Below are 25,344 nucleotides of genomic sequence, written 5' to 3'. Positions count from 1 at the left end.
GTCATAGGCAGTGACGCTTAAAAAGGAGGTAAACCTGTGTCTGCACATGCTTCTCACGCACCCGCACCAAAGCGCTCAGGGCTGTGGGATTGGCTCACGACAGTCGATCACAAGAAAATTGCGATCCTGTACTTGATTGCCGGCGGTATTTTCTTTCTGGCTGGCGGTTTTGAGGCCCTGCTGATCCGTTTGCAGTTGATGTATCCAGAGTCTAACGTAGTTGGTGCCAAGACGTTTAACGAACTGATTACCATGCACGGCACCACGATGATTTTCCTGGCAGTCATGCCGATCATCTTCGCGCTGATGAACGCTGTCGTTCCTTTGCAAATTGGTGCACGGGACGTCGCCTTCCCTTTTGTTAACTCTCTCGGGTTCTGGTTGTTCTTCTTCGGGGGAGTGCTCTTGAATACCAGCTGGTTCCTTGGTGGAGCACCGGATGCCGGCTGGACGTCCTATACGACGTTGGCTTTGAACCAATATAGCGGCAGAGGCGTGGACTTCTACGTTCTCGGTTTGCAAATTGCCGGTCTTGGTACGCTGATCGGTGGTATCAACTTCCTGGTTACGATCATCAACATGCGTGCTCCAGGGATGACATTCATGCGCATGCCACTGTTCACCTGGACGTCGTTTGTAACATCCGGTCTGATTCTGTTCGCGTTTCCGGCGATTACCGTAGGTCTGGTTCTCTTGATGTTCGACCGCTTGTTCGGCGGTAACTTTTTCAACCCGGATGCGGGCGGTAACGTGGTGATTTGGGAGCACTTGTTCTGGATCTTCGGTCACCCCGAAGTATACATCCTGATTCTTCCTGCATTCGGTGTGATCTCTGAAGTCATTTCTACGTTCTCCCGAAAGCGTTTGTTCGGTTACAGCTCGATGGTATTCGCAACCGCGCTGATCGGCTTCCTCGGCTTCATGGTGTGGGCTCACCACATGTTTACAACCGGTTTGGGAGCGATCGCCAATACGCTGTTCGGTCTGGCAACGATGCTGATTGCGGTGCCGACGGGTATCAAAATCTTCAACTGGCTGTTGACCATGTGGGGCGGCCAAATCAGCTTCCCTACCGCAAACCTGTTTGCAGTAGGTTTCATTCCGACATTTACGATCGGTGGTATGACCGGGGTCATGCTTGCGGTTCCGCCAGCTGACTACCAATACCACGACAGCTACTTCGTCGTAGCGCACTTCCACTACGTTATCGTAGGGGGTCTCGTGTTCGGTCTGTTCGCAGGTCTGTACTACTGGTGGCCGAAAATGTTCGGAAAAATGCTCAATGAAACGCTCGGTAAATGGAACTTCTGGACGTTTTTCATCGGTTTCCATCTTACCTTCTTCCCGCAACACTTCCTGGGCCTGATGGGGATGCCGCGTCGCGTCTACACCTACCTGCAAGGCCAGGATCTCGATGTGGGGAACTTCATCAGTACCATCGGGGTATTCGGTATGACGATCGGTACGATTCTGTTCCTGGTGAACATCGCTGTGTCTGCCAAAGGAAAACGCGCTCCGGCCGACCCGTGGGACGGACGCTCGCTGGAGTGGTCGATTCCGTCGCCGCCACCTGAGTACAACTTTGCGCAAACACCGCTGGTACGCGGTCTGGATGCCTTCTGGATCGAGAAAATGGCCGGCAACAAAGGCATGACACCTGCTGAACCGCTTGGGGATATCCACATGCCGTCGCCATCGTTTTTGCCTTTCCTGATGTCTGTCGGCTTGTTTGTAGCGGGCTACGGCTTCATGTACCACAACTACTTTGTCGTGGCCACCGGCTTGCTCGTAACGTTCGCCTGCATGTTCGTCCGTTCTGTAAAAGATGATCCTGGTTATCATATTCATGAGGATGAAATCGAAGAGAAAGGGGTTAAGGCTTAATGGCTACACATCATGCAAATGCAGTATTACCTGATGAACCGGAAAAAGCCACCCTGGAAGGCAAGAACAAGATTCTTGGCTTCTGGCTCTTCCTTGGCGGAGAGACCGTTCTTTTCGGTTCCTTGTTTGCAACGTTCATCGCGCTCCGCGATCAGGTGAACGGCGGTCCTACCTCCCAGCAGTTATTTGACATGCCGCTGGTTGCAGCCGCAACCATCCTCCTGCTCACCAGTTCGATGACCAGCGTGATGGCTACACTCGCTCTGCACAAGAAAAACCTGAAGATGATTCAGGTATGGCTGACCATCACGGTATTGCTCGGTCTCGGATTCCTGGCGTTGGAGATTTACGAGTTCGTGCATTATGTGCATGAAGGACACAAAATCTCGACCAGTGCATTCGGTTCCGCGTTCTATACGTTGGTCGGCTTCCACGGGGGCCACGTAGCGTTCGGGATCCTGTGGATCGTCCTGTTGCAGCTGTCGGCCGTGAAAAAAGGCTTGACGGTAGTAACGGCTCCGAAGTTCTACCTGGCCTGCCTGTACTGGCACTTTATCGACGTCGTGTGGGTATTCATCTTTACCGTGGTATATCTCATGGGTATGATCGGTGGAAAGGTGGGGTAATCGATGGGGGCACATGCTCAAAATGAAGAGGTACGCAAACCGAAAGTAAAACACGATGGTCCCAAAAGACACGTGGTTGCTTTCATCGGATCTCTCGTATTGACCGCACTGGCATTCATTGCCGTTGCGTATGAAGTGGTTCCGGCCGGTTTCACCGTACCGTTCATCGTCGTACTGGCCTTCGTTCAGGCGCTGTTCCAACTGTTTGTTTGGATGCACATGGATCAAAAAGGCCACGAGTTTGCACGAGTCAGCATTTTCGCCGGGTTGTTCTTCATTCTGGTCGCGATCATCGTCTTCGTTTACTGGGTGTGGATCTAGGGAGCCAGGCGCTACAAAAGAGGGCGGACGCTATGTCCGTCCTCTTTTTTTAGAGTGTGATCGACGCCAGAGTTTTCTTGCTTTTTGAAAAATACTTGCACCTGTCGGAAAGGCTTTATATAATCAAAATATCAACATGCGTTAAAATAACGTTATATTACTATGTCGTCACATATTGGCAAAAGAAACCGATGAAAGTAGGGATCGCAATGGTCAAATTGGTAGCTATTTATCGCAAGCCGGAAGATATCGAAGCTTTTGACAAGCACTATTTCGAAGTACACGCTGCACTCGCTGAAAAAATGCCCGGCCTGGTGAAGATGGAAGTGAGCAAGGTATACGGCACGCCAATGGGCGAATCCGACCTGCACCTGATTGCAGAAATGTACTTTGAAACGAAAGAAGCATTGTTGGAAGCGTTGTCATCGCCAGAGGGTCGTGCAGCAGGAAAAGACTTGCGTGGATTTGCCGGTCAAGTGGTGTCCATGCACTTTGCCGAAGTGGTCTAAGCGATGAGCGGGAAAACGTTTGTCGACGAGCGGGAGCTTCACCGCAAGCACTACGATGAAATTTGCGAAAAGCTGCAACAAGACCAATTTGCCCAATTTTTGGGTGTCAAGCTGCTTGAGCTTGGCGAAGGGACGGCCACAGCGGAACTGACCGTAGCCGAGCACATGTTGAACGCGCACGGCACAGCGCATGGCGCTATCATTTTCTCGCTGGCTGATTTTGTTTTCGCAGCAGCCTGTAATTCCTACGGCAAAACTTCCGTAGCCTTGTCCATGAACATCGGTTTTTTGGCCGCCGCCATGAAAGGCAACCGACTGGTGGCAACCGCTACGGAGGAGAAGAAAAACAACCGGACAGCCTGGTACCGCATCCGTGTAGAAACCGAGCATGGCCTGGTAGCGACACTGGACGCCCTGGCGTATCGGAAAAACGAATACTTCGTCGCGATTGACGAATCGAAGTAAATCAAATGCGAAAATCAGACAGGGAAAGGAAGCCGAATGCCAGGAGCACAGGCTCCTTTCACTGTTTCACGAGGATACCATACACGGGGGCGAGAGGATGAAAGTGGAAATCCGCAATCGGTTTAACCACTACCTGGGCATAGAAGTCGTGCATCGAGATGAACAGGGCTGCAAGGTAGCGTTGAAAATTCGCCCTGAGCTGTTCAATAGCATCGATGGCGTCGTACACGGAGGCGTAACGGCGACACTGGCCGATGTAGCGATGGGACATGGAGCCGCTCCTCATGTAGACGGCGTGCAACAATGTGTCACGGTAGAGAGCAAAATTCAATACTTGCATCCTGCCCGCGGAGAGCGGCTGGAAGCCGAGTCGCGCGTTTTGAAGCAGGGAAAAAGCCTGATTATCATGGAAGCGCGCGTGACCTGCGACGGGAAGCTGGTTGCTTTTGCGACAGGAACGTATGCGCGGGTCAACCCGAACCGCTAACCGCCAGGGAGGAAATGGTTGCACAAGGAGGAGAGGCAGGGCATGGAGGAAACCGTTCGCTTTGAACGAGACGGCCACGTGGCAATCATCACGCTGAACCGTCCGGATGAGCTGAATGCACTGAACTACGATACGCTGGAGCGTCTGGGTGACCTGATCGAGCAGGTGCGGCTGGAGTCAAAAGACATCCGCGTCCTGCTGATAAAAGGCGAAGGCCGGGCGTTTTGCGCAGGGGCGGATTTGAAAGAACGCCGCACGTTAAGCGAGCAGCAAGTACGGCGCAACGTCCGCAAAATTCGCGATGTGTTTACCGCATTGGAGCGTCTGCCGCAGCCGACGATCGCGCTGATTAACGGCTTTGCCTTTGGCGGAGGCTTCGAGCTCGCGCTTGCCTGCGACTTCCGTTACGCAGTAGAAGACGCCAAGATGGGGCTGACCGAGGTGAGCCTGGGCATCATTCCGGGAGCAGGAGGCACGCAGCGTTTATCCCGGCTGATTGGTCCGTCCAAGGCCAAGGAACTGATTTTGACGGCACGCCGTATTCAGGCGACGGAAGCCTGCCGCCTGGGCATCCTAAATGGGGTAGCCCGCGATGGAGAGGAATTGCACGAACTGGCAATGACGCTGGCCCATGAAATTCTAGGCAACGCGCCGCTCGCCGTCTATCAGGCAAAAGCAGCGATCGACCGCGGCAGCAGCGTCGATTTGCAAACGGGACTGGATATGGAAACGATGTGCTACGAGGTCATTATTCCGACAAAAGACCGCCTGGAGGCGCTGGAAGCGTTCCGCGAAAAGCGCAAGCCTGTATTCAAGGGCGAATAAGCAGCAAGCATGCAAAGACATAACGTTACGGAATGAGGGAAACGGCATGATCTTTAACATCGAAATGGAAACGCTGTCAAGAGAAAAAATGACTCAGCTCCAACTGGAACGCTTGAAGGAAACGGTCGCACGCGTCTATGAGCGAGTGCCGTTTCATCAAAAAGCGTTTGACGAAGCAGGGGTAAAACCGGAAGACATCCAGTCCATCGAAGACATCCGCAAGCTGCCGTTCATGAAAAAAACGGACCTGCGGGAAAATTACCCGTTCAAGCTGTTTGCGGTAGACATGAAGGAAGTCGCCCGCATTCACGGATCGTCGGGGACCAAAGGCAAACCGACCGTTGTCGGCTATACGAAAAAGGACCTGGAAAACTGGGCGGAAATCGTGGCCCGCGCGATCTGCTGTGCCGGCGGCAAGCCAGGGGACATTTTCCACAATGCGTACGGCTACGGCCTGTTCACGGGAGGGCTTGGCCTGCATAACGGCATCGAGTATCTCGGGGCAGTTGCCGTTCCTGTATCGGGCGGCAATACGTCCCGCCAGATTACGCTGATCGAGGACTTCCAGCCGCGCGGGATCGCAGCGACTCCTTCCTACGTGCTGAACATCGTCGAGGAAATGAAAAAACAAGGCATCAATCCGCGGGAAACCAGCGTCGAATACGGAATTTTCGGGGCGGAACCATGGTCGGAGGAAATGCGTGTACAACTGGAAGAAGCGCTGGATATTAAAGCGGTGGACATTTACGGCTTGAGCGAAGTCATGGGTCCAGGCGTATCCATTGAATGTCACGAAGCGCAAGATGGACTGCATATTGCCGAAGACCATTTTTACGCCGAAATCATCGATCCGAATACAGGCGAAGTGCTGCCTTACGGACAGGAAGGCGAACTTGTCTTTACCTCCTTGACCAAAGAAGCGTTCCCTGTGATCCGCTATCGCACAGGCGATATTGCGTCGCTGAATCCGGAGCCCTGTAAGTGTGGCCGCACGACCATGCGCATGTCGCGGATCAAAGGGCGCGTGGACGACATGCTGATTATTCGCGGCGTCAACGTATTCCCGACAGAGATCGAGTCTGTTTTGCTGACCTTCAACCAGCTGGCACCGCACTATCAAGTGGTGATCGAACGCGACGGAGCGCTTGATCGGTTTGAAGTCCACTGCGAGCTGACACAGGAGTACGCCGGCGAGATCAGCGGAAATGAAAGCGTCGCTTTGTCCCATCTCGCCAAAGAGATCGGGCACATGATTAAAAATACATTGGGCGTATCCGTCGTGCTGCGCATTCAACCGCCGAACTCCTTGACGCGCAGCGAAGGAAAAGCAATCCGCATCGTCGACAATCGGGGCAAGGCTCAGGCTGCGATCTAGCAGGCGATTGTCCCATCGACTACCTGCGAAAAAAGGGTGTGAATAGCGCATGGCTTACGAATATATCCAGACAGCCAGCGAGGACGGAATCGGGATCATTACCCTGAATCGACCGAAGATTCTCAATGCACTAAATTTACAATTAGTGGATGAGCTGGTCGCCGAGCTGGAGCGGATGGACCGGGATCCGGACATTCGCGCGATCATTTTGACCGGCAATGACAAGGCATTTGCCGCCGGAGCCGACATTACCGAGATGTCCGAGGCGTCCGCGATCGAGATCATGAAGCGGGACCAATTCGCCGTCTGGGATCGGATGTCGCTCATCTCCAAGCCGATTATCGGCGCAGTCAGCGGCTTCGTGCTCGGCGGCGGCTGCGAACTGATGATGAACTGCGATATCGTCATCGCTTCGGAAACAGCCGTGATCGGGCAGCCGGAGATCAAGCTGGGCGTCATGCCGGGAGCAGGCGGCACACAGCGGCTGACCCGCGCGGTCGGCTTGCGCAAGGCGATGGAAATGCTGCTCACGGGCGAGCCGATCTCGGCGAAGGAGGCGCTGCGCTACGGGCTGGTCAATCGGGTCGTGCCGGTAGAGGCGTACTTTCAGGAGGCGCGCAAGCTGGCGAAGCAAATCGCCGCACAGCCGCCGCTCGCCGTGCAGATGATGAAAAAAGCGGTACACAAAGCAGACGATTTGCCGCTGGGAGAAGGCATGGATTACGAGCGCAACGGCTTCTATCTGCTGCTCGCCAGCGAGGATCGCAAGGAAGGCATGCAAGCTTTCCTGGAAAAGCGCAAACCCCGGTTTACGGGTAAATAGGAGGCGGCCATGTACGAAACCATTCTTTATGAAGTAGCGGAAGGCGTAGCAGTCGTGACCTTGAACCGGCCGGATAAATTCAACGCTTTTACCGAGGTCATGCACAAGGAAATCGTTGCGGCGCTCAAAGAGGCGCAGAAGGATGACGCTGTGCGCTGCATTCTCCTGACGGGAGCGGGGCGGGCGTTCAATGCCGGACAGGACCTTGGCGAAGTATCCGGCGGAGACGTGGATTTCGGCGGATTTTTGCGCAAGCGCTACAATCCGATGATCCTTCAGTTGCAAAAGACGGAGAAGCCGATTGTCGCGGCAGTCAACGGCGTGGCGGCAGGTGCAGGCATGAGCCTGGCGCTCGCCTGCGACATTCGCCTGGCCTCGGAAAAGGCGTCATTTGTCAACGCGTTTGTGGGCATCGGGCTTGTTCCCGATTCGGGGGGCTGCTACTTCCTGCCGCGCATCGTCGGCATCGGCAAGGCGCTGGAGCTGGCGATGACCGGAGAAAAAGTATCGGCAGAGGAAGCGCTGCGCATCGGACTTGTCAATCAGGTGTATCCGGCGGAGAGCTTTATGGAAGAGGCGGTAGCCTATGCGCGGAAGCTGGCTGTTCTGCCGACGCGCGCCATTGGTCTCATCAAGCGCACGATGTACAAAGGGCTGGAAATGGGACTGGAAGAGATTTTGGAATACGAGGCATACGCGCAGGAGATCGCAGGCAGCACAGCGGATCACAAGGAAGGGGTCGCGGCCTTCATGGAAAAGCGCGCTCCCCGTTTTATCGGCCGATAGGCATGAAGGGAGGCACAAGTCGAATGAATACGAAAACAGTAGGCGTCATCGGTGCGGGCACGATGGGAGCGGGAATCGCTCTCGTCTGTATCCGCAAAGGGCACCAGGTCGTGCTGCTGGACGCCAATCAGACAGTGCTGGACAAAGCGCTTGCCTATTTGCAGTCCATATTGGCCAAAGACGTGGAAAAAGGCAAAATCAGCGAGCAGGAGCGGGCAGATACCCTGGAGCGGGCAAAGCTTGTATCGGAGATGGAGCAGTTGGCGCCGTGCGATATCGTCATCGAAGCAGTGCCGGAGCGCCTCGACCTGAAAAAAAGCATTTTCAGCGAGCTTAGCCGGATTTGCCGGGCAGATGCGCTATTGCTCACCAATACTTCCTCCATTTCCATCACGCAAATTGCCGGAGGGCTTCCCCATCCCGAGCGCATTCTCGGGTTTCATTTTTTCAACCCGGCGCCCGTCATGCCGCTGGTGGAAGTCATTCGCGGCAAAAAATCGAGCGAAGAAAACGTGCAGGCAGCGTACCGCTTCGCAACGGAGCTGGGCAAGGTGCCCGTGCTGGTGACGGATACGCCCGGCTTCATCGTCAATCGCGTCGCCCGTCCGTACTACAACGAGGCGCTGCGCATCCTGGGCGACCAGGTGGCAGAGGTAGAGCAGGTCGACCGGATCATGAAGCGCGCGGGCGGGTTCAAAATGGGGCCGTTTGAGCTGCAAGACATGATCGGCATCGACATCAATTTTGCCACGACCGAATCGGTCTATACCGACTTCTTCCATGAAGGACGATTTAAGCCCAGCCGGATTCAGCAGCGGATGGTGCAGGCCGGCAGCCTGGGCAGAAAGACGGGGGAAGGCTTCTATGACTATGACAAATAAGGCGGTCGTGCTCGCGGGTACAAGTCCGCTTTTTGCAGAGCTTCATCAGCTTTTTGCAGCGAATGGCTATCAGGTGCTCTCGATGGCTGAGGCAGCGGCAGAGCCTGGGACGGTTTCGCTTGCGGTAGAAGTCAGCAATCTCGATTTGCAGCAAAAGGCAGAGCTGATTCGCGCGTTGGACAGCCTGCTGGCTCCCGAGGTGCCGATTATCACGACTTCGCTTGCCATCACGGCGACAGAGGCGGCCTCCTGGGCGCAGCATCCGGAGCGGGTGTGCGGGTTCGGGACGCTCGTGCCGCTCGCGGAGCGGGAGCTGATCGAGATTGCGCCTGCCCTGCAAACAGCGCCAGCGACGATTCAAGTGGCCGAAGCCTTTTTCCAGTCGCTCGGCAAAGAGACGGAAATCGTCGCGGATGAGGTGGGACTGGTTTTCCCGCGCATTCTCTCCCTGATTATTAACGAAGCGGCGTTCACGCTGATGGAAAAGACGGCGACGGCCAGCGATATCGACATCGCGATGAAAAAAGGCACGAACTACCCGTACGGACCGCTGGAGTGGGCGGATCGCATCGGGCTGGACGAAATTTTTGCGATTGTCAGAGGGTTGCAGCGCGACCTGGCGGAGGAGCGTTACCGCCCGGCCCCTCTGCTCCGAAAGCTGGTGCTGGCAGGACGCGTCGGCGTGCGCAGCGGGCAGGGCTTTTACACCTATGAAGGCAAGGTAGGTGTGAAGGCATGACGATGAGGCGAAACGACGTATACGTGGCGGCTGCCGTACGCACGCCAATCGGCAAGCTGGGAGGAAGTCTGAAGCATACACCCATTGATGATCTGACAGCCATCGTGCTGAACGGAGCATTGGCGCAAGCGGGACAAACCGGGGATGCTGTCGATGGCGTCATCATGGGCAATGTCATCTCGGCGGGGCCGTTTATCAATATTGCGCGCGTAGGCTTGTTGAAGGCCGGGCTGCCCGAGACGGTGCCGGGGCTGACGGTGAACCGGGTGTGCGCATCCGGGCTGGAAGCGGTCAATCTCGCTGCCCAGTCCATCCAGGCAGGACACAGCCAGGTCATGCTCGCAGGCGGCGTAGAAAATTTGACCCGCTCCCCGTACATCCTGGAAAAATTCGAGCAGCCGTATCAGCGCGGCACCCAGACGCTGATCGAATCGTTTGGCGGGCCGCGCTCGGCGCCTGTGTCGCTTTACGGCGATTTGACCATGGGAGATACTGCGGAAAATGTGGCGGAGCAGTTCGGCATCAGCCGCGAGGATCAGGATTTGTTTGCCGCCGAGAGCCAGCGCCGCGCGATCGCGGCGATTGACGCAGGCTTGTTCAAGGACGAGATCATTCCCGTCCTGTTGCGGGGGAAAAAAGGGGAAGAAACGCTGTTTGACACGGATGAGTTTCCGCGCCGCGATTCCACGGTCGAATCGCTTGCGAAGCTGCGTCCTGCCTTCCGCCAAAACGGCAGCGTAACGGCCGGCAACTCCTCGGGGATCAACGATGGCGCGGCGGCTCTTTTGCTCATGAACGAGGAAATGGTGAAGCGCACAGGAGTCGCTCCCCTGGGGCGAATCGTGCATTTTGCCTGCGCCGGAGTCGATCCGCGCATCATGGGCATAGGACCAGTCGCCGCCATCCGCAAGCTGCTTGCCGAAGTCAGCATGACGGTAGAGGACATCGACCTGTTCGAGCTGAACGAAGCGTTTGCCTCCCAGTCGCTCGCCTGCATGCGCGAGCTGGGGCTTGACCCGGAGAAGACGAATGTAAACGGCGGAGCGATTGCCTTGGGCCACCCGCTCGGCATGAGCGGCGCCCGACTGGCAGGCACGATCCTGTACGAGCTGCGCCGCCGCCAGAAAAAATACGGAATCGTCTCGCTGTGCATCGGCGGCGGCCAAGGGCTGGCCACGCTCGTAGAAGCGCTGTAGCAGAAGAGCAGTTCGACTGCATTGGAGGAGTGGAAGATGAAAACGGCTGTGATTATTGATGCTGTGCGGACGCCAATCGGACGGATTGGCGGTGCGTTGAAGGAGGTGCGCCCCGATGATTTGGGGGCACTGGTCATTCAAAAGCTGCTGGAACGAAACGCCGTGGATCCGAAGATGATTGATGACGTCATTATGGGCTGCGCCAACCAGGCAGGCGAAGACAACCGCAACGTGGCGCGGATGTCGTTGCTATTGGCGGGCGTGCCTGTGGAAGTGCCGGGCGTAACGGTCAACCGCTTGTGCGGTTCCGGCCTGGAAGCCGTGAATCAAAGTGCCCATGCGATCAAGGCAGGCGCCGGTCAGGCGTACATCGCAGGCGGGCTGGAGAGTATGACGCGCGCTCCGCTGGTGATGATGAAGCCAGGGACTGCTTTTCAGCGCGGCAATCAGCAACTGGTCGACACGACGCTCGGCTGGCGGCTGGTCAACGAAAAAATGAACGAGCTGTACCCGCCGATCAGCCTCGGGGAGACGGCGGAGAAGGTCGCAGAGCAGTACGGCATCAGCCGCGAAGCGCAGGACGAGTTCGCGCTGCGCAGCCAGCACAACTACGCCCGCGCGCTGGCCGAAGGGAAATGGGCGCAGGAGATCGTTCCGGTCGAACTGAAAGGGCGCAAAGGCGATGTGACCTTGTTTGACCGCGACGAGCACCCGCGTCCGGAGACGACCATCGAGCAGCTGCAAAAGCTGAAACCTGCTTTTCAGGCGAACGGCACGGTCACAGCGGGCAATTCCAGCGGCTTGAATGACGGGGCGAGCGCCCTGCTCGTCATGGAGCAGGAGGCGGCTTTGGCGGCCGGATTGAAGCCGCGTGCGCGCATCGTCGCGTCCGCAGTAGCAGGGGTCGATCCGTCCGTGATGGGCATTGGGCCGGTTCCGGCAACGCACAAGGCGTTGAAGCAGGCGGGTCTGTCGCTTGAGCAAATTGAGCTGTTCGAATTCAATGAAGCGTTTGCTGCTCAAGCCGTAGCCTGCGTTCGCGAGCTGGGGGTCAACCCGGAGCTGGTCAACGTCAACGGCGGAGCGATTGCGCTGGGCCATCCGCTCGGGGCAAGCGGCGCGCGCATCCTCACGACGCTGCTGTATGAGATGGAGCGTCGGGAAGCCCGCTACGGCTTGGCCGCGATGTGCATCGGCGTGGGGCAAGGAATTGCGACCATCATTGAGCGCGTATAGGCGCTTGCGGGAGACGGGAGGCGAAGGCGTGTGAAGGAAGGACTGCAACCGGGGATAACGGCCGAGTTTACGGTGACCGTCACCGAAGACATGCTGCCTACGTTTGAAGGCCAGGTCGTGCATCCGGTCATGTCGACCGTCAGCATGATCTACTACATGGAATGGGCAGGCCGCCAGGTGATTTTGCCGTTTTTGGAAGAGGATGAGGAAGGCTCCGGCTTCGCTGTCGATATTCGGCATGTCGGCCCTGCGGTAGTCGGCCAGACCGTGACCTTCAAGGCCGTTTGCCGGGAAGTGACGGAAAAACGGGTGGTGTGCGAGGTGACAGCGGACACCGTCCGCAACCGCGTCGGGGTCGGGACCTTTACCCAGGCGATCTTCAACAAGCACGAAATCAGGCGGCGGTTTGAGGCGCTGCAAGCTGAAATCAGCGCGAAAAAATAAACATCCAGAATAAATTGACTCTTTCAAAATGTTTTAATATAATTGCGTTACAATAACGTAATACGATTTTATCGTCATACTCTCAATCGATTCACGCACTTCCTAGAGATTATGGTACAATTTCACAGCGAATAGGTATGAATCGATCTGGGGGTTGAAGAACGTGAAGCCACAATCCATGCTTTTTACGATTTACGGCGAATATGTCCGTCATTACGGGAGCGAAATCTGGATCGGCAGCCTGACCCGGCTCATGGGAGAGTTCGGTTTGTCCGAGCCTGCTGTTCGCGCAGCGATCTCCCGGATGCTTCGCCAGGGCTGGCTGGAGTCGAGAAAAGTAGGCAACAAGAGCTATTACTCGGTATCCGGACGCGGGAAAAAGCGGCTGGAGGAAGCAGCGGCCCGCATTTATAAAGTCGAGACAGAGGTCTGGGACGGCAAGTGGTGCATTGCCAGCTACAACATACCGGAGGAGCGCCGCGCCTTGCGGGACCAACTGCGCAAGGAACTGGGCTGGATGGGCTTCGGGATGTTGACGACGAGCACATGGATCAGCCCGAACAACCTCGCGGAACGGGTCAAAGAGCTGACGGAATCGCACCAGATCACGGAGCATGTAGAGATTTTTACCGCAGAGCATCTGGGGTGGAGCGATCCGAAGCAACTGGTGCAAAAATGCTGGAACATCGACGAGATCAACGCCAAGTACAAAGAATTCATTGATACGTATCGCGAGCAGTTTGAAGAGCTGGCCGCGAAGATCAACCGTGGCGAGCAAGTGGCGGATAGCCACTGCTTTGTGGAAAAGACCAAACTCGTCCACGAATATCGCAAATTTTTGTTTATCGACCCGGACCTGCCGCAGGAGCTTTTGCCAGAGCTGTGGCTAGGCAAAGAAGCCGATCAATTGTTCCAAAATTATTATCAGCTTTTAAATCCAGGGGCAGTTCGATTCTTCGAGACGGTGTATGAAGCTGCACCCGTACATGAAGCGGTTGCGACGAAGAAAACGCCCTAGTGACACGCTAGGGCATTTCTTCTGCAATACTATTCTCACTAGTAAAAATGTAAGCGTTTTAGATGGCGGTTTTGTCGGGACGCGAAACAAAAGGGGGTACAGCACGAATATGACGGAACTGTTGCAGTATGTCGCAAACGGCCTGGTCAGTGGCGGGATTTATGCGATTGTCGCGGTGGGATTCATCACGATTTACAACGTGAGCAAGGTCATTAACCTCGCGCAGGGAGAATTTTTGATGCTGGGCGGCATGGTGACGGTGGCCTTGATCGGGATGAACGTGCCGTACGGGCTTGCAGCGCTGCTTGCCATCATAGCCGTGACGGTAATCGGTATCATCATGCAGAAGTATGTCATCGCGTATGTGAAAAAAGCTAGTCCTATTAGTTTGATAATTTTGACAATAGGCATATCCACCTTGATTCGAGGCATCGCCAGCTTTATTTGGGGCAAGGATGCGTTTGCGCTCGCACCGATTACGAGCAACGAGCCGCTCTCATTTGGGGGCGTGACCATCGCTACGCAAAGCGTGTGGATTTTGGCGGCTGTCCTTATTATTCTGTTTTTTCTCTGGTACCTGATGGAAAAGACGATGTTGGGAAAAAAAATCAATGCCTGTTCGATCAATCCGATGGCTGCCCGCCTGATGGGTATTTCACCGACGAAGATGAGCATGCTCGCGTTTGCCATCAGCGGGGCCACCGGAGCGATTGCCGGAATCGTCATTGCCCCGCTTAGTGTGACCTCCTACGACATCGGGGTGCTGCTCGGAATCAAAGGCTTCTCCGCAGCCATTCTGGGCGGTCTGGGCAACCCGCTCGGCGCAGCCGTTGCCGCCTTTTTGCTCGGCATTGTCGAGTCGCTCGGGGCTGGCTACGTCAGCTCCGGCATGAAGGATGCCATCGCGTTTCTGGTCTTGATCGGCATGCTGCTGGTGAAGCCATCCGGCCTCTTTGGAGAACGCAGCGTAGGAAAAGGAGGGCTGTAGATGAGGCAGTTGTTGACGAAATGGGGAAAGGGCTTCGGCATTTATCTCGCCTTGATGGTGGTATTCCCGTTCGTGATGCCGGATGAATATTACCGCTCCGTCGGGATTATTATCGGACTGCATGCCATCGTGACGATCGGGCTTTGTCTGGTGATGGGGCTTGCCGGGCAGATTTCGCTCGGGCAGGCAGCCTTCTGGGGAATTGGCGCCTACACGTCCTCTGTGCTGACGACGAAGTACGGTTTGTCGCCGCTCGTCGGACTGGTCGCCGCCGCAATCGTACCCGGTTTGTTTGCCTTCCTGCTCGGCAGGGCCATAGCCGGGCTGCAAGGCTACTATCTCGCCATGGCGACTCTGGCTTTCGGTTACATCGTCCAGATCGGCATTACCGAGTGGGAGCCAGTCACGGGCGGGGCGAGCGGGATGATTAGCATTCCGCAACTGCCGTTCTTCGGCGGAAGTGAGCTGTCCATGTACTACCTGATCTGGGCAATCGTCACCGGTGTACTGCTGTTCTCGCTCAATCTCATGCATTCGCGGGTCGGCAGAGCTTTTCGGGCCATTCACAAAAGCGAGATTGCCGCCACCTCGATGGGCGTTGACGTGCGCAAGTTCAAGCTGAACGCCTTCGTGGTCAGCGGGATGTTCGCCGGCATTTCCGGCGGCTTGTACGCCCACTACATGGGGATTCTCGATCCGCAGCCGTTCGGACTGCACGAATCGATCAGATTTCTCACGATGGTCGTCATCGGAGGGATGACGAGCATTTGGGGCGCGTTGATTGGCACCGTACTGATCGGCTTTATCAGCGAGGGGCTGATTTTGCTCAGCGAAGTCATTCCAGGCTTGCAGGGCGACGTCGATACGATCGTCTTCGGCGGCATACTCGTCTTGATCGTCATGTTCATGCCGGAGGGCCTTGTGCCGCGTATCCGTTCCGCCTATGAAAAAGCGCAAGCCAAAAAGGCAAAAGAACGAGCCGCGAAGACGCAGTCTGGCGAGCGGGTGGAAAGGAAGGCGGCAACATGACAACTTTGTTGGAAGTGCAAGAGCTGTCCCGCGATTTTGGCGGAGTGCGAGCTGTCAACCAGGTGGATTTTCAGGTGCGAGAAGGCGAGATCCTGGCGCTGATCGGCCCGAACGGCGCGGGGAAAAGCACCGTGCTGAACATGGTGTCGGGCGTCATTGCCCCCTCGGAAGGCGAGATTCGCTTCCAGAACAAGCCGATGACACGGGTCCCCGGCTATGAATACGCCGGTTTGGGAATTACCCGTACGTTTCAAAACCTCCAGACGTTTGATGATATGACCGTCCTGGAAAACGTCATGGTCGGGATGCATACGAAGACGCGCTCCAGCCTGTTTGCCTGCGGCATGAACCTGGGCAGAGCCAAAAGAGAAGAGAAAATGATGGAACAAAAGGCGCACGCCTGGCTCGGGTTAGTGGGACTGGCTACGGAATCCCAGCAGCTTGCGGGCAGTCTGCCGTACGGAAAGCTGAGGCTGATGGAGATTGCCCGGGCGATGGTCGCGGGACCGAAGCTGCTGTTGCTCGACGAGCCGGCGGCTGGCTTGAATCATACCGAAACGGCGGAGATGAGCCGGATGTTTTGCGAGATTCGCGACAGCGGCACGGCGATTTTGCTGGTAGAGCATGACATGGACATGATTATGGCAATCGCAGACCGGATCGTCGTTCTCGATCAGGGCACGAAAATTGCGGAAGGAACCCCGCGCGAAATCCAGGAGAACCCGCGCGTGATTGCGGCCTATTTGGGAACGGAAGAAGAGTAGGGGGAAGGCAGATGGAGAAAGCGATTTTGAAGGTGGACAACATCACGGCTCGCTACGGTCCCGTAGAAGTGCTGCACGGCATTACGATGCAGGTCAACGAAGGGGAAATCGTCTCGCTGCTCGGCGCAAACGGCGCAGGCAAAACAACGCTGCTCAACTGCATCTGCGGGCTGCACAGCGCAAAGGAAGGGAAAATCTGGTTTCGGGATACAGACATTACGGGGATTCCGGCGGAGCTGGTGGTGCCGCGCGGCATGGCGCACGTGCCGGAGCGCCGGCAAATCTTCTCCACGCTGACCGTAGAGGACAACTTGTGGCTGGGCGCTTCGCATCGGATGCCGAAGACGAGCAAAAAAGAAATCGCCAAAGAAATGCAGACGGTGTACGAACGCTTTCCGATTCTGGCGGAGCGGAAGTGGCAACTGGGAGGAACGCTTTCAGGGGGACAGCAGCAAATGCTTGCGATCGGCCGGGCGCTTCTATCGCGGCCGCAGCTGTTGCTGCTTGACGAGCCATCGCTTGGCCTTGCTCCGCTGATTGCCAAGGAGATTTTGACGATTGTGCAGGAGATTCGCTCCCAGTGGGGGACGACGGTGCTTCTGGTCGAGCAGAATGCCCGCGCCGCTCTGGCCATTTCCGACAGGGCCTACGTCCTGAGTACGGGAGAGGTCATGCTGGAAGGCATCGCGGAAGAGATCAGCAACGATCCGCGCGTGCAGTCGGCTTATTTGGGACACTCCCACCAAGCCGTCTGACAGGAAAAAAGATAGAAAATCGAAGGGGGTTTTTACGATGAAAAAACGAACGTTTGGCAAGTGGTTGTATCCGGTTGCGATTGCTTCTCTCGTCATGCTGAGTGCCTGTGGCGGCGGCGCCCAGCCCTCGGGAGACGGACAGAACGCGGCGGGCAAGGACCCGATCAAGGTAGGAGCGATTTTCTCCCTGACTGGTCCGAACAGCCCGCTCGGCGTACCGGAAAAACAGGCAGTTGAGCTTTTGGTCAAGGAAATCAACGGAGCTGGCGGTGTCGATGGCCGTCCGCTGGAGGTGGTGTTTGAAGACGACAAGTCGGATAACACCGAAGCGGTCAAAGCGATCAAGAAGCTGGTATCCAAGGAAAAAGTCGTGGCGGTACTCGGTTCGTCCGGCAGCGGTCCTTCCCTGGGGATGGCGGAGTTTGCCGCAGCCGAGAAGCTGCCCTTGATCTCGATGGCAGCGGCAGACCAGATTACCAACCCTGTACGCCCAGGCATTTTCAAAACGCCGCATACCGATGTGCATGGCACGAAGCGTATTTTTAAATATTTGCAGGAAAAAGGCATTACCAAAATCGCCACGCTCAACGACAGCAACCCATACGGAAGCGGCTGGACGACCCAACTGCAAAAGTATGCGCCTGAGTACGGCATTACGATTGTGGCGGAAGAGAAGTACGGAACGAAAGACCCGTCCATGAGCTCCCAGTTGACCAAGATCAAGGGCACCGATGCCCAAGCGCTGATCGTGGCAGGGACCAACCCTGGCCCGGCGACGATTGTGAAGGAAGCGAAGCAGTTGAACCTCGGCATTCCGATCATCAGCAGTCACGGTTCGGCCAACAGCAAGTTTCTTGAGCTGGTTGGCGATGCGGGCGAAGGCGTGCTGATGGTAGCGGGCAAGCTCCTGGTGCCGGATCAGGTCGATCCGAACGATCCGCAGGCGGCTATCATCAAAACATTCACCGAAGGCTACCAGGCGGCGTACAACACGCAGCCGGACGGCTTTGCCGGATACGGCTACGACGGCTTGAACCTGCTGGTGGAAGGCTTGAAGCAGGCGGGCGGGGACGCCTCCAAGCTGGGCGAAGCGCTGGAAAAAGTGAAGTACGTGGGAGTAACAGGGGAATTTACGTTCTCTGCGGACGATCATAACGGGTTGACGGAAGACAGCATGATTATGGTCGAAGTGAAGGATGGCAAATTCCAGATCGTGAAGTAGCCAATCGATGAGGCAGCAGGAGACGATGGCTGTTCTTTCCGCAGACTTGCCGGTCGCGGGAAGAATAGCCGTTTTCGTCCCCGCTTCAGGAGGGAAAAAGGATGTCTCAGTTGTTAAACAGCTTGCTTGCAGTCGCGCCCATTTTGCAAAAAGCGTTTCTGTTTGATTGCATGGTCGGGGTTACCGACCGGGAAAAGTTTCTCGCCTACTATCCGGCGCAGGGGCTGAACCTGGGGATCAAACCGGGGGACCCGCTGCGTCCGGGCAGCATCAATGCGACGGCGATTGCAGAAAACAAGCGGGTTGTGAAGAAGATCTCCAAGGAGATTTACGGCATTCCTTACATCGCAGTCGGCTATCCGCTTGTCGAACAGGGACAAGTGGTGGGGTGCCTGGCAACCGGGGTGACCACCGACCAGGAAGACCGCTTGCGCAACCTGGCGGAAAACTTGACGGGGGCATTGGAGAACATCGCTCTGCACACCGAAAGCCTGGCGAAAGACGCCGACCATCTGACAGAGGCCAGCCACACGCTGAGCGACGCAGCCAGCCAAATGGCGGGGAAGATCGCGGAGACGACGAAAATCAACCAGCTGATCCGCAACATTTCCACCCGCTCGAACGTGCTCGGCTTGAACGCCGTGCTGGAAGCGGCGCGGGCCGGATCGGCTGGCCGGGGATTTTCCGTCGTCGCAGAGGAGATTCGCCAGCTGTCGCAGACGACCGCGACTTCGGCGAAAGATATTTTTCGCATTTTGGATGAGATGAACGCGCTCGTCGGCACGGTGTCGAGCGAGATGGAAAAGACGCTGAATCACAGCTTGCAGCAGTCTACGCGCATACAGGAGCTGGATGCGGTCATGCAGGAGCTGCGGCATATGGCAGAGCAGCTTCAGAAGGCAGCGGTACTGACCGGGCGGCTGGAATAAGCGGGTTCAAGACGGAAGCGTATTGCAAAAACGTATAACGTTATGTTATTATAACGTTACAAAAACGTATTATAAAATTATCATAATGGACAACGGCAGAAGGAGGTATTCTCCATGCAAACACAGATGGAACGTTCTGATCGGACGGAAAACGAAAAAATGGAAGCGTTTTTAGCGAGAATCGATCGTGGAGAAAAGATTGAGGCGGACGACTGGATGCCAGACGATTACCGGAACCAGTTGATCAAGCTGATCTCGATGCATGGTATTAGCGAGATTATGGGGGCTTTGCCTGAAAAGGAATGGGTTCCCAAGGCACCGACGCTGCGCCGCAAGCTGGCGATCATGGCGAAGGTGCAGGATGAGATGGGGCACGGACAGCTTTTGCTGCGCGTCGCAGAGGATCTGCTTGCTCCGCTCGGCAAGACGCGGGAAGACCTGATGCAAGACTTGTTTGCAAAAAGACTGAAATTTCACAATGTGTTTCACATGGAAGCACCGACCTGGGCCGATGCCGGAGTGATCGGCTGGCTGGTCGACGGAGCGGCGATCATCACCCAGTCCATGTCGCTTGATACGTCGTATGCACCGTATGCGCGGGCCTTGCACCGGATCTGTGCGGAGGAAAAATTCCATGCGCAGCATGGCGAGAGCATCGTCCTGGAACTGGCAGAAGGCACGGAGGAACAGCGCCGGATGCTGCAGGAAGCCATTACCCGCTGGTGGCCATCGCTCTTGATGTTCTTCGGACCGCCGGAAAATGGCACGATCACCAGCAACCAGTCGACGAATATGCGCTACAAGATTCGCACGCAGACCAACGAGGAACTGCGGCAGGTCTTCTTGAAAAAGTATCTGCCACGCATTTTCCACCTGGGCTTCACCGTTCCAGACGAGACGATCCACTTCGACGAAGAAAACGATCAGTGGGTGTACCAGCAGCCTGATTGGGAAGCGTTCAAGCAGATCGTCAAAGGCAACGGCCCTCGCTCTGCTCATCGTCTGAACCTTCGGGAAATATCGTATGCAGAAACCAAATGGGTGCGCGACGCGATTCTGTCGTACGGTCGCCACGTAGGGTAGGTGAATGGATATGAACAAGGATACAGAAACCAAAAACGACTTTTTCATCTACGAAGTATTCAGCCAAAAAAGCGTAAACGCATCGTTTGTCCATCAATTCAGCCTCCTGGCTCCGAACAAGGAGGTTGCGCTCGCAATGGCGCGGGAGAACTTCCTGCGCCGCGAGACTTGCTTTAATATCTGGGTGGTCAAGCGCGACGATATTCACGGCTTGTCGCCGGAGGAGCGCCCGTTCCTGGAGCGGATCGACAACAAGAGCTACCGGGAGACGAGAGGCTACGGGGATTTGCAGGCGAGATGGCGCCATCACCGGGAGCAGTATGAAGAAAAACAGAAGCATGCGGAAAGCGGCAGCTAAGCAGGAGGGATACAATCATGGGCGACTTTTCACGAGTAGAGACAGTAGAAGCGGCGAAGCAAAATCCCGAATATGCGCAAGCCTTGACCGATCTGTTGTTCCAACTGGCTGACGACGACTTTATTCTCGCGTATCGGGGCTCGGAATGGCTCGGGCTTGCCCCGCATATCGAAGAGGACGTCGCGTTTTCTTCCATGTCGCAGGACATGATGGGCCATGCCGTGATGTTTTATGAAATGCTGGAGCAGCTTGGCGTGGGCAAGGCCGACGATCTCGCCCAGCTTCGCGAAGCGGATGCGTTTCGCAACGCGATTCTCGTCGAGCGCAAAAACGGGGAAGGCGACTACAACAGCGATCCTCACTACGACTGGGCGTACGCGATTGTCCGCAGCTACGTATACGGCTTGCACAAGCAAGTGCGCCTGGAGGCATTGCTGCAGTCCTCCTATGTGCCGCTTACGCTGGTCAGCCGCAAAATGCTGACCGAGCATCGCTACCACTTGATGCACTGGCAAGTATGGCTGAAACAGCTGGCGAACAGCACGCCCGAAGCGCGGCAACGGCTGGAAGCGGCGATTGAAAAGGTATGGAAGGACGCCGGAGAGCTGAGCCAGCTCGGTCCGAACGCAGACAGCATCGTCCGCTGTGGTCTGATTGCCGCCGAGGGCGAGCTGAGAGAGAAGTGGCTGACGCTGACCCGGGAAATTTTCGAAAAAGCGGGACTTGTCTGGCCGGGAGAGCCGGGAGTGCCGGCGGAACGCGGTCGCTACGGACAGCATACGGCTGAGTTGGCGCAGGCGTTGGCTACCTTGTCGGAAGTGTATCGCATCGATCCGGCTGCGGGCTGGTAAAAGGAGTGATCTGCATGGCGCAAGAAGGAATGCACGTACACGATGGACGGGAAGCGACATGCTGGGAACTGCTGCAACAAGTGACTGATCCGGAAATTCCGGTCATCAGCATGGTAGAGATGGGGATGATCCACCAGGTGCGGGTAGAGGAAGACGTCGTACACGTCGACGTGCTCCCTACCTTCGTCGGCTGTCCCGCGCTGGAGATCATGAAAAAGAACATCGCAGAAAAGCTGGTAGAGGCGGAAGGCATCAACAAAGTCGAGGTACAGTTTGTCTACGACCCTGCTTGGACGTCCGATCGCATCGCACCAGAGGCGAGAGGCAAGCTGAAAAGCTTCGGCATTGCACCGCCGCCTATTGATTTCAAGCCGGGAGATGTCTGGGAAGTAGCCTGTCCTTACTGCGACTCCCCGTATACACAGATTGACAACCTGTTTGGCCCTGCCGCATGCCGCAGCATTTTGTATTGCCGGCACTGCAAAAATCCGTTTGAGGCCCTAAAGCCAATCTATTGAACAGAGAGTGAGAGGAGCGATAGTCGTGGGAGAGTTCAAGCAAATGTATATCAATGGAGAATGGGTTTCCGCCGAGGGCGGCGAATCGATACAGATCGTCAATCCGGCTACTGGCGAAGTCGTGGGAAGCGCCGCTTTTGGGGATGAGCGCGATGCCAGAAAAGCGATTGACGCTGCGCACGAGGCGTTTGGCAGCTGGTCGCGTCTGACTGCTCGCGAGCGCTCCAAATATTTGTACACGCTGTCCGAACTGGTCAAGAAAAGCCGCGATGAGCTGGCGGGCATTATTTCGGCCGAAATGGGCAAACCGCTCGGCGAGGCCAAGGGCGAAGTGCTGGGCGCCGCGGACAATTTTGTCTGGTACGCGGAAGAAGCGAAGCGCGTCTACGGCGAGACGATTCCTTCGTCCGTACCGAACAAGCGCATCATGGTGCTCCGCCAGCCTGTAGGCGTAGTCGGGGCCATCACGCCCTGGAACTTCCCGGTGAACATGGTCGCCCGAAAAATCGCTCCTGCTCTGGCGGCGGGCTGCACAGTGGTGCTGAAGCCGGCGGAGTCGACTCCTCTGTCTGCGATCCGTCTATTTGAGCTGATCGAGCAGGCTGGCTTCCCGAAAGGCGTCGTCAACCTCGTCATCGGCAAGCCGGAATCCATCGGCCAGGAGTTTATCGAGAATCCGAAGCTCAGCAAAATCGGCTTTACAGGCTCTACCCGCGTGGGCAAGCTGCTGATGGAGGGCGCGGCCAAGCAGGTGAAGCGCGTCAGCATGGAGCTGGGCGGACATGCGCCGTTCATCGTGTTCCCGGACGCGGATCTGGACGCGGCGGTCAAAGGGCTGTTTGAGAGCAAGTTCCGCAACTCCGGGCAAATGTGCATTTGTACAAACCGTCTGTACGTCCACGAAGATGTGGCCGATGCCTTTACCGAAAAGCTGATCGAGCGCCTGAAACGGGCAAAAGTCGGAGACGGCCGCTTGAAGGAGACGGAAATCGGTCCGCTGGTGAACGAGCGCGCGCTGAACAAAGTGCTGGAGCACATTGAGGATGCCAAAGCAAAAGGCGGACAGGTCGTCTACGGCGGCAACCGCCTGACAGAAGGCGAGTACGCGAACGGCTTCTATTGCGAGCCGACTGTCATCACAGGTGTGACAGAAGCGATGAAGATTGCCAACGAAGAAACGTTTGGGCCTGTCGTTCCGCTCGTTCGCTTCACAGACGAGGCAGACGTGGTGCGGCAAGCAAACGATACGCGCTACGGCCTGGCTGCCTACGTGTACACCCGTGACAATCAGCGCTGCTTCCGGATGGCAGAGCAGCTGGAGTACGGCATTGTCGGCATCAATGACGGCTCGCCAACCCAGACGCAAGCGCCGTTCGGCGGATTCAAGGAAAGCGGCATCGGCCGTGAAGGCGGCCGCTACGGCATGGATGAGTATCTGGAGACGAAATTCGTTTCCTTCGGAGTGTAAGCCAAGCAAGGTGTTTCTACGGGACCAGAGGGAATCTGGTCTCTTTATTTTTTACCGGAGCATTTGTCAACACTTTGTTCATTTTTCTTATCAAAGAAAGAGAGAATCAACGGTATAATGGAGATTGGATAGAGGGCACCCTTAGTAGGTAGATTCGCATTTTCCAAAATTCCCATCGACATTACGCGCAGCTCCGCCAGACTGTGCGAAGCGGTCAGCGACCTGTGCCCTGTTGGGAGCGATGGCCTCGCAAACGACTTGCGTGGCGAAGCCCAGGCTTTACTATGAGGAAGGGAGGATTTGAATGGGTCAGCATCAACACGAGCTGTCAGCCATGAACGCGACGGCATCCTTTTCAGATTTGTGGAGTCCCGATGTGATGCTTTTCACGTTGCTTATCGCTACGGTATATTTCCTGGTGACAGGTCCCTTGCATACACGTTTTGCAAATGCCACGACGGCAACCACGAGGCAAAAGCTGCTGTTTCTTTTTGCCCTGTTGCTGTTTTACGCGGCGCAGGGGAGCCCGATCAGCTATTACGGCCATCATTACTTGTTCAGCTTGCACATGCTGCAGCAATCGATTTTATATTTTGCCCTGCCTCCCATCGCGCTTTTGGCGATGCCTGAGTGGATTCTGCAAAAAATCTTTCGGCCAAGACCGCTCCAGGCGATGCTGCAAGCTTTGACACATCCGCTGGTAGCAGCGCTTTTGTTCAATACGCTGTTTTCCTTTTACCACATCCCGTTTATTTTTGACGCGGTAGCTCTGCACCACCAATGGATGACGGTCTACCATCTTGTTTTGATCGTGGCTGCCTTTGCGATGTGGTGGCCGATTGTCAGCCCGCTGTCCGACAGCAAGAGACAGCTGGCCGGATTGAAAAAGCTGGCGTACATCTTCGCCAATGGCGTGCTGATTACGCCCGCCTGTGCGCTGATTATTTTCGCGTCCGATCCGTTGTATGCGACGTACATCGCGGCTCCGCAGCTGTTCCCGAGTCTTAGCACCTTCAGCGACCAGCGTCTTGGCGGAATCATCATGAAGCTGGTGCAGGAGCTTGTGTACGGCTCTGTACTCGCCTATGTCTTCTATCACTGGTACAAGCAGGAGAAGCAGGACGACTTGCCGATGGATGAGCAGCCAACTGCCCTGCGGATGAACACGCCGGCCACGGATGAGGGCAGGGCGTAAAAAATATAGATAGATTATTTGAATGAGGTGTAGAAATGTCCATCTTGCTGCCTACGATAAGCACATCGTTTATCGTCATCAGCGGTATTCTTGTCGCTTGTGGCTGGTATGCGGTCGCAAAGAAACAAATTGACAGACACAGGAAGATCATGAATTGGGCGGCCATCTGTGCGACGATCTTCTTTCTCACGTACGTATCCAGAACGGCTTTTGTCGGCAACACGCATTTCGGCGGGCCGGACAGCTTGAAGCCGCTCTACCAGACATTCCTGATTTTTCATATCGTGCTGGCGACGGTAGGGGGCGTGATGGGGCTGGTTACGCTCCGATACGCCTACAAGAACAACCTTGCTGCCCATAGAAAGATCGGGCCGTGGACGTCGATCGTCTGGTTTGTCACTGCCATTACAGGAGCTACGGTGTACATCTTGCTCTACCTGATTTATCCGGGCGGCGAAACAGCCGGCGTTCTGGATGTTATTTTTGGCAGGTAGGGCGCACGCTTTTCAAGTTGACTAGCTTCTTTGGCATTGGATACAATGAAACTTGATTTTTTTCAGTGGATATTC

The 25,344-nt window shown here is 55.9% G+C and carries 29 protein-coding genes; all 29 read left to right on the top strand.

Going from position 1 to position 25,344, the window contains the following annotated elements; genetic code table 11:
- Positions 1-36: 36 nt before the first annotated feature.
- A complete protein-coding gene (gene ctaD, locus ACTHO6_RS06250; protein ID WP_440240500.1) occupies positions 37-1,884 on the top strand; it encodes a cytochrome c oxidase subunit I in 1,848 nt (615 codons plus the stop codon).
- Positions 1,884-2,510, top strand: a complete 627-nt coding sequence (locus tag ACTHO6_RS06245) for a cytochrome (ubi)quinol oxidase subunit III (RefSeq protein WP_440240498.1) — start codon at positions 1,884-1,886, stop codon at positions 2,508-2,510. Before ctaD ends, ACTHO6_RS06245 begins: the two co-directional genes overlap by 1 nt.
- Before the next feature lie 3 nt (positions 2,511-2,513).
- Positions 2,514-2,831: a cytochrome C oxidase subunit IV family protein gene (locus tag ACTHO6_RS06240; RefSeq protein ID WP_440240496.1), complete on the top strand. Its 318-nt coding sequence runs from the start codon at positions 2,514-2,516 to the stop codon at positions 2,829-2,831.
- Positions 2,832-3,040: 209 nt separating this feature from the next.
- Positions 3,041-3,340 carry an EthD family reductase gene (locus ACTHO6_RS06235; RefSeq protein ID WP_005830709.1) on the top strand — a complete coding sequence of 100 codons (300 nt, stop codon included), beginning with the start codon at positions 3,041-3,043 and terminating at the stop codon, positions 3,338-3,340.
- Between the two features lie 3 nt (positions 3,341-3,343).
- Positions 3,344-3,805, top strand: coding sequence for a hotdog fold thioesterase (locus ACTHO6_RS06230; RefSeq protein WP_440240493.1), 462 nt, complete (start codon positions 3,344-3,346; stop codon positions 3,803-3,805).
- Between the two features lie 97 nt (positions 3,806-3,902).
- Positions 3,903-4,292 (top strand): PaaI family thioesterase, encoded by a 390-nt coding sequence (locus tag ACTHO6_RS06225; RefSeq protein ID WP_440240491.1) that lies wholly within the window; start codon positions 3,903-3,905, stop codon positions 4,290-4,292.
- Positions 4,293-4,334: 42 nt separating this feature from the next.
- Entirely contained in the window at positions 4,335-5,117 is a 783-nt protein-coding gene (locus ACTHO6_RS06220) for an enoyl-CoA hydratase-related protein (RefSeq protein ID WP_440240489.1), read from the top strand.
- Between the two features lie 46 nt (positions 5,118-5,163).
- Positions 5,164-6,492, top strand: coding sequence for a phenylacetate--CoA ligase PaaK (paaK, locus tag ACTHO6_RS06215; RefSeq protein ID WP_440240487.1), 1,329 nt, complete (start codon positions 5,164-5,166; stop codon positions 6,490-6,492).
- Positions 6,493-6,541: 49 nt separating this feature from the next.
- Positions 6,542-7,315 carry an enoyl-CoA hydratase-related protein gene (locus ACTHO6_RS06210; RefSeq protein WP_440240485.1) on the top strand — a complete coding sequence of 258 codons (774 nt, stop codon included), beginning with the start codon at positions 6,542-6,544 and terminating at the stop codon, positions 7,313-7,315.
- 9 nt (positions 7,316-7,324) lie between these two features.
- Complete coding sequence (locus ACTHO6_RS06205; protein WP_440240483.1) at positions 7,325-8,101, top strand: enoyl-CoA hydratase-related protein; 777 nt, start codon at positions 7,325-7,327, stop codon at positions 8,099-8,101.
- 23 nt (positions 8,102-8,124) lie between these two features.
- Positions 8,125-8,982, top strand: coding sequence for a 3-hydroxyacyl-CoA dehydrogenase NAD-binding domain-containing protein (locus tag ACTHO6_RS06200; protein WP_440240481.1), 858 nt, complete (start codon positions 8,125-8,127; stop codon positions 8,980-8,982).
- Positions 8,966-9,721: a 3-hydroxyacyl-CoA dehydrogenase family protein gene (locus tag ACTHO6_RS06195; protein WP_440240479.1), complete on the top strand. Its 756-nt coding sequence runs from the start codon at positions 8,966-8,968 to the stop codon at positions 9,719-9,721. Before ACTHO6_RS06200 ends, ACTHO6_RS06195 begins: the two co-directional genes overlap by 17 nt.
- A complete protein-coding gene (locus ACTHO6_RS06190) occupies positions 9,718-10,917 on the top strand; it encodes a thiolase family protein (protein ID WP_440240477.1) in 1,200 nt (399 codons plus the stop codon). The genes ACTHO6_RS06195 and ACTHO6_RS06190 overlap by 4 nt, the downstream gene beginning before the upstream one ends.
- Before the next feature lie 36 nt (positions 10,918-10,953).
- The gene (locus tag ACTHO6_RS06185; protein ID WP_440240475.1) at positions 10,954-12,153 is read left to right on the top strand and encodes a thiolase family protein; all 1,200 of its coding nucleotides are present in this window, start codon (positions 10,954-10,956) and stop codon (positions 12,151-12,153) included.
- 30 nt (positions 12,154-12,183) lie between these two features.
- On the top strand, positions 12,184-12,597 hold the full coding sequence (locus ACTHO6_RS06180) for a thioesterase family protein (RefSeq protein ID WP_440240473.1): 414 nt from the start codon (positions 12,184-12,186) through the stop codon (positions 12,595-12,597).
- A 163-nt stretch (positions 12,598-12,760) separates the two neighbouring features.
- Entirely contained in the window at positions 12,761-13,615 is an 855-nt protein-coding gene (paaX, locus tag ACTHO6_RS06175) for a phenylacetic acid degradation operon negative regulatory protein PaaX (protein WP_440240471.1), read from the top strand.
- A 109-nt stretch (positions 13,616-13,724) separates the two neighbouring features.
- Entirely contained in the window at positions 13,725-14,603 is an 879-nt protein-coding gene (locus tag ACTHO6_RS06170; protein ID WP_440240469.1) for a branched-chain amino acid ABC transporter permease, read from the top strand.
- Complete coding sequence (locus ACTHO6_RS06165; RefSeq protein ID WP_440240467.1) at positions 14,604-15,632, top strand: branched-chain amino acid ABC transporter permease; 1,029 nt, start codon at positions 14,604-14,606, stop codon at positions 15,630-15,632. It begins immediately after the preceding gene.
- Entirely contained in the window at positions 15,629-16,396 is a 768-nt protein-coding gene (locus tag ACTHO6_RS06160) for an ABC transporter ATP-binding protein (RefSeq protein WP_440240465.1), read from the top strand. The genes ACTHO6_RS06165 and ACTHO6_RS06160 overlap by 4 nt, the downstream gene beginning before the upstream one ends.
- A gap of 11 nt (positions 16,397-16,407) precedes the next feature.
- Positions 16,408-17,151, top strand: a complete 744-nt coding sequence (locus ACTHO6_RS06155) for an ABC transporter ATP-binding protein (protein ID WP_440240463.1) — start codon at positions 16,408-16,410, stop codon at positions 17,149-17,151.
- Positions 17,152-17,188: 37 nt separating this feature from the next.
- Positions 17,189-18,373, top strand: coding sequence for an ABC transporter substrate-binding protein (locus ACTHO6_RS06150; protein ID WP_440240461.1), 1,185 nt, complete (start codon positions 17,189-17,191; stop codon positions 18,371-18,373).
- Positions 18,374-18,474: 101 nt separating this feature from the next.
- Positions 18,475-19,302 carry a methyl-accepting chemotaxis protein gene (locus ACTHO6_RS06145; protein WP_440240459.1) on the top strand — a complete coding sequence of 276 codons (828 nt, stop codon included), beginning with the start codon at positions 18,475-18,477 and terminating at the stop codon, positions 19,300-19,302.
- Between the two features lie 114 nt (positions 19,303-19,416).
- A complete protein-coding gene (gene paaA / locus ACTHO6_RS06140; protein ID WP_440240457.1) occupies positions 19,417-20,385 on the top strand; it encodes a 1,2-phenylacetyl-CoA epoxidase subunit PaaA in 969 nt (322 codons plus the stop codon).
- 10 nt (positions 20,386-20,395) lie between these two features.
- Positions 20,396-20,743 carry a 1,2-phenylacetyl-CoA epoxidase subunit PaaB gene (gene paaB, locus ACTHO6_RS06135; protein WP_440240455.1) on the top strand — a complete coding sequence of 116 codons (348 nt, stop codon included), beginning with the start codon at positions 20,396-20,398 and terminating at the stop codon, positions 20,741-20,743.
- A 17-nt stretch (positions 20,744-20,760) separates the two neighbouring features.
- Positions 20,761-21,594 (top strand): 1,2-phenylacetyl-CoA epoxidase subunit PaaC, encoded by an 834-nt coding sequence (gene paaC, locus ACTHO6_RS06130; RefSeq protein ID WP_440240453.1) that lies wholly within the window; start codon positions 20,761-20,763, stop codon positions 21,592-21,594.
- 14 nt (positions 21,595-21,608) lie between these two features.
- On the top strand, positions 21,609-22,112 hold the full coding sequence (gene paaD / locus ACTHO6_RS06125; protein WP_440240451.1) for a 1,2-phenylacetyl-CoA epoxidase subunit PaaD: 504 nt from the start codon (positions 21,609-21,611) through the stop codon (positions 22,110-22,112).
- A 25-nt stretch (positions 22,113-22,137) separates the two neighbouring features.
- Complete coding sequence (locus ACTHO6_RS06120) at positions 22,138-23,580, top strand: NAD-dependent succinate-semialdehyde dehydrogenase (RefSeq protein WP_440240449.1); 1,443 nt, start codon at positions 22,138-22,140, stop codon at positions 23,578-23,580.
- A gap of 304 nt (positions 23,581-23,884) precedes the next feature.
- Positions 23,885-24,775 (top strand): cytochrome c oxidase assembly protein, encoded by an 891-nt coding sequence (locus ACTHO6_RS06115; RefSeq protein WP_440240447.1) that lies wholly within the window; start codon positions 23,885-23,887, stop codon positions 24,773-24,775.
- Between the two features lie 35 nt (positions 24,776-24,810).
- Positions 24,811-25,269, top strand: a complete 459-nt coding sequence (locus ACTHO6_RS06110; protein WP_440240445.1) for a DUF420 domain-containing protein — start codon at positions 24,811-24,813, stop codon at positions 25,267-25,269.
- Positions 25,270-25,344: the final 75 nt, after the last annotated feature.

The sequence above is a fragment of the Brevibacillus sp. SAFN-007a genome (genome assembly GCF_051967035.1).
In the GTDB taxonomy this organism is placed as follows: domain Bacteria; phylum Bacillota; class Bacilli; order Brevibacillales; family Brevibacillaceae; genus Brevibacillus.
This window is presented reverse-complemented; position numbering and strand designations above follow the sequence as displayed.

Coding starts and splice junctions, on each gene's coding strand:
- ACTHO6_RS06245 (WP_440240498.1), top strand. CDS start 1,884: ATGGCTACACATCATGCAAATGCAGTATTACCTGATGAACCGGAAAAA.
- ACTHO6_RS06240 (WP_440240496.1), top strand. CDS start 2,514: ATGGGGGCACATGCTCAAAATGAAGAGGTACGCAAACCGAAAGTAAAA.
- ACTHO6_RS06235 (WP_005830709.1), top strand. CDS start 3,041: ATGGTCAAATTGGTAGCTATTTATCGCAAGCCGGAAGATATCGAAGCT.
- ACTHO6_RS06230 (WP_440240493.1), top strand. CDS start 3,344: ATGAGCGGGAAAACGTTTGTCGACGAGCGGGAGCTTCACCGCAAGCAC.
- ACTHO6_RS06225 (WP_440240491.1), top strand. CDS start 3,903: ATGAAAGTGGAAATCCGCAATCGGTTTAACCACTACCTGGGCATAGAA.
- ACTHO6_RS06220 (WP_440240489.1), top strand. CDS start 4,335: ATGGAGGAAACCGTTCGCTTTGAACGAGACGGCCACGTGGCAATCATC.
- paaK (WP_440240487.1), top strand. CDS start 5,164: ATGATCTTTAACATCGAAATGGAAACGCTGTCAAGAGAAAAAATGACT.
- ACTHO6_RS06210 (WP_440240485.1), top strand. CDS start 6,542: ATGGCTTACGAATATATCCAGACAGCCAGCGAGGACGGAATCGGGATC.
- ACTHO6_RS06205 (WP_440240483.1), top strand. CDS start 7,325: ATGTACGAAACCATTCTTTATGAAGTAGCGGAAGGCGTAGCAGTCGTG.
- ACTHO6_RS06200 (WP_440240481.1), top strand. CDS start 8,125: ATGAATACGAAAACAGTAGGCGTCATCGGTGCGGGCACGATGGGAGCG.
- ACTHO6_RS06195 (WP_440240479.1), top strand. CDS start 8,966: ATGACTATGACAAATAAGGCGGTCGTGCTCGCGGGTACAAGTCCGCTT.
- ACTHO6_RS06190 (WP_440240477.1), top strand. CDS start 9,718: ATGACGATGAGGCGAAACGACGTATACGTGGCGGCTGCCGTACGCACG.
- ACTHO6_RS06185 (WP_440240475.1), top strand. CDS start 10,954: ATGAAAACGGCTGTGATTATTGATGCTGTGCGGACGCCAATCGGACGG.
- ACTHO6_RS06170 (WP_440240469.1), top strand. CDS start 13,725: ATGACGGAACTGTTGCAGTATGTCGCAAACGGCCTGGTCAGTGGCGGG.
- ACTHO6_RS06165 (WP_440240467.1), top strand. CDS start 14,604: ATGAGGCAGTTGTTGACGAAATGGGGAAAGGGCTTCGGCATTTATCTC.
- ACTHO6_RS06160 (WP_440240465.1), top strand. CDS start 15,629: ATGACAACTTTGTTGGAAGTGCAAGAGCTGTCCCGCGATTTTGGCGGA.
- ACTHO6_RS06155 (WP_440240463.1), top strand. CDS start 16,408: ATGGAGAAAGCGATTTTGAAGGTGGACAACATCACGGCTCGCTACGGT.
- ACTHO6_RS06150 (WP_440240461.1), top strand. CDS start 17,189: ATGAAAAAACGAACGTTTGGCAAGTGGTTGTATCCGGTTGCGATTGCT.
- ACTHO6_RS06145 (WP_440240459.1), top strand. CDS start 18,475: ATGTCTCAGTTGTTAAACAGCTTGCTTGCAGTCGCGCCCATTTTGCAA.
- paaA (WP_440240457.1), top strand. CDS start 19,417: ATGCAAACACAGATGGAACGTTCTGATCGGACGGAAAACGAAAAAATG.
- paaB (WP_440240455.1), top strand. CDS start 20,396: ATGAACAAGGATACAGAAACCAAAAACGACTTTTTCATCTACGAAGTA.
- paaC (WP_440240453.1), top strand. CDS start 20,761: ATGGGCGACTTTTCACGAGTAGAGACAGTAGAAGCGGCGAAGCAAAAT.
- paaD (WP_440240451.1), top strand. CDS start 21,609: ATGGCGCAAGAAGGAATGCACGTACACGATGGACGGGAAGCGACATGC.
- ACTHO6_RS06115 (WP_440240447.1), top strand. CDS start 23,885: ATGGGTCAGCATCAACACGAGCTGTCAGCCATGAACGCGACGGCATCC.
- ACTHO6_RS06110 (WP_440240445.1), top strand. CDS start 24,811: ATGTCCATCTTGCTGCCTACGATAAGCACATCGTTTATCGTCATCAGC.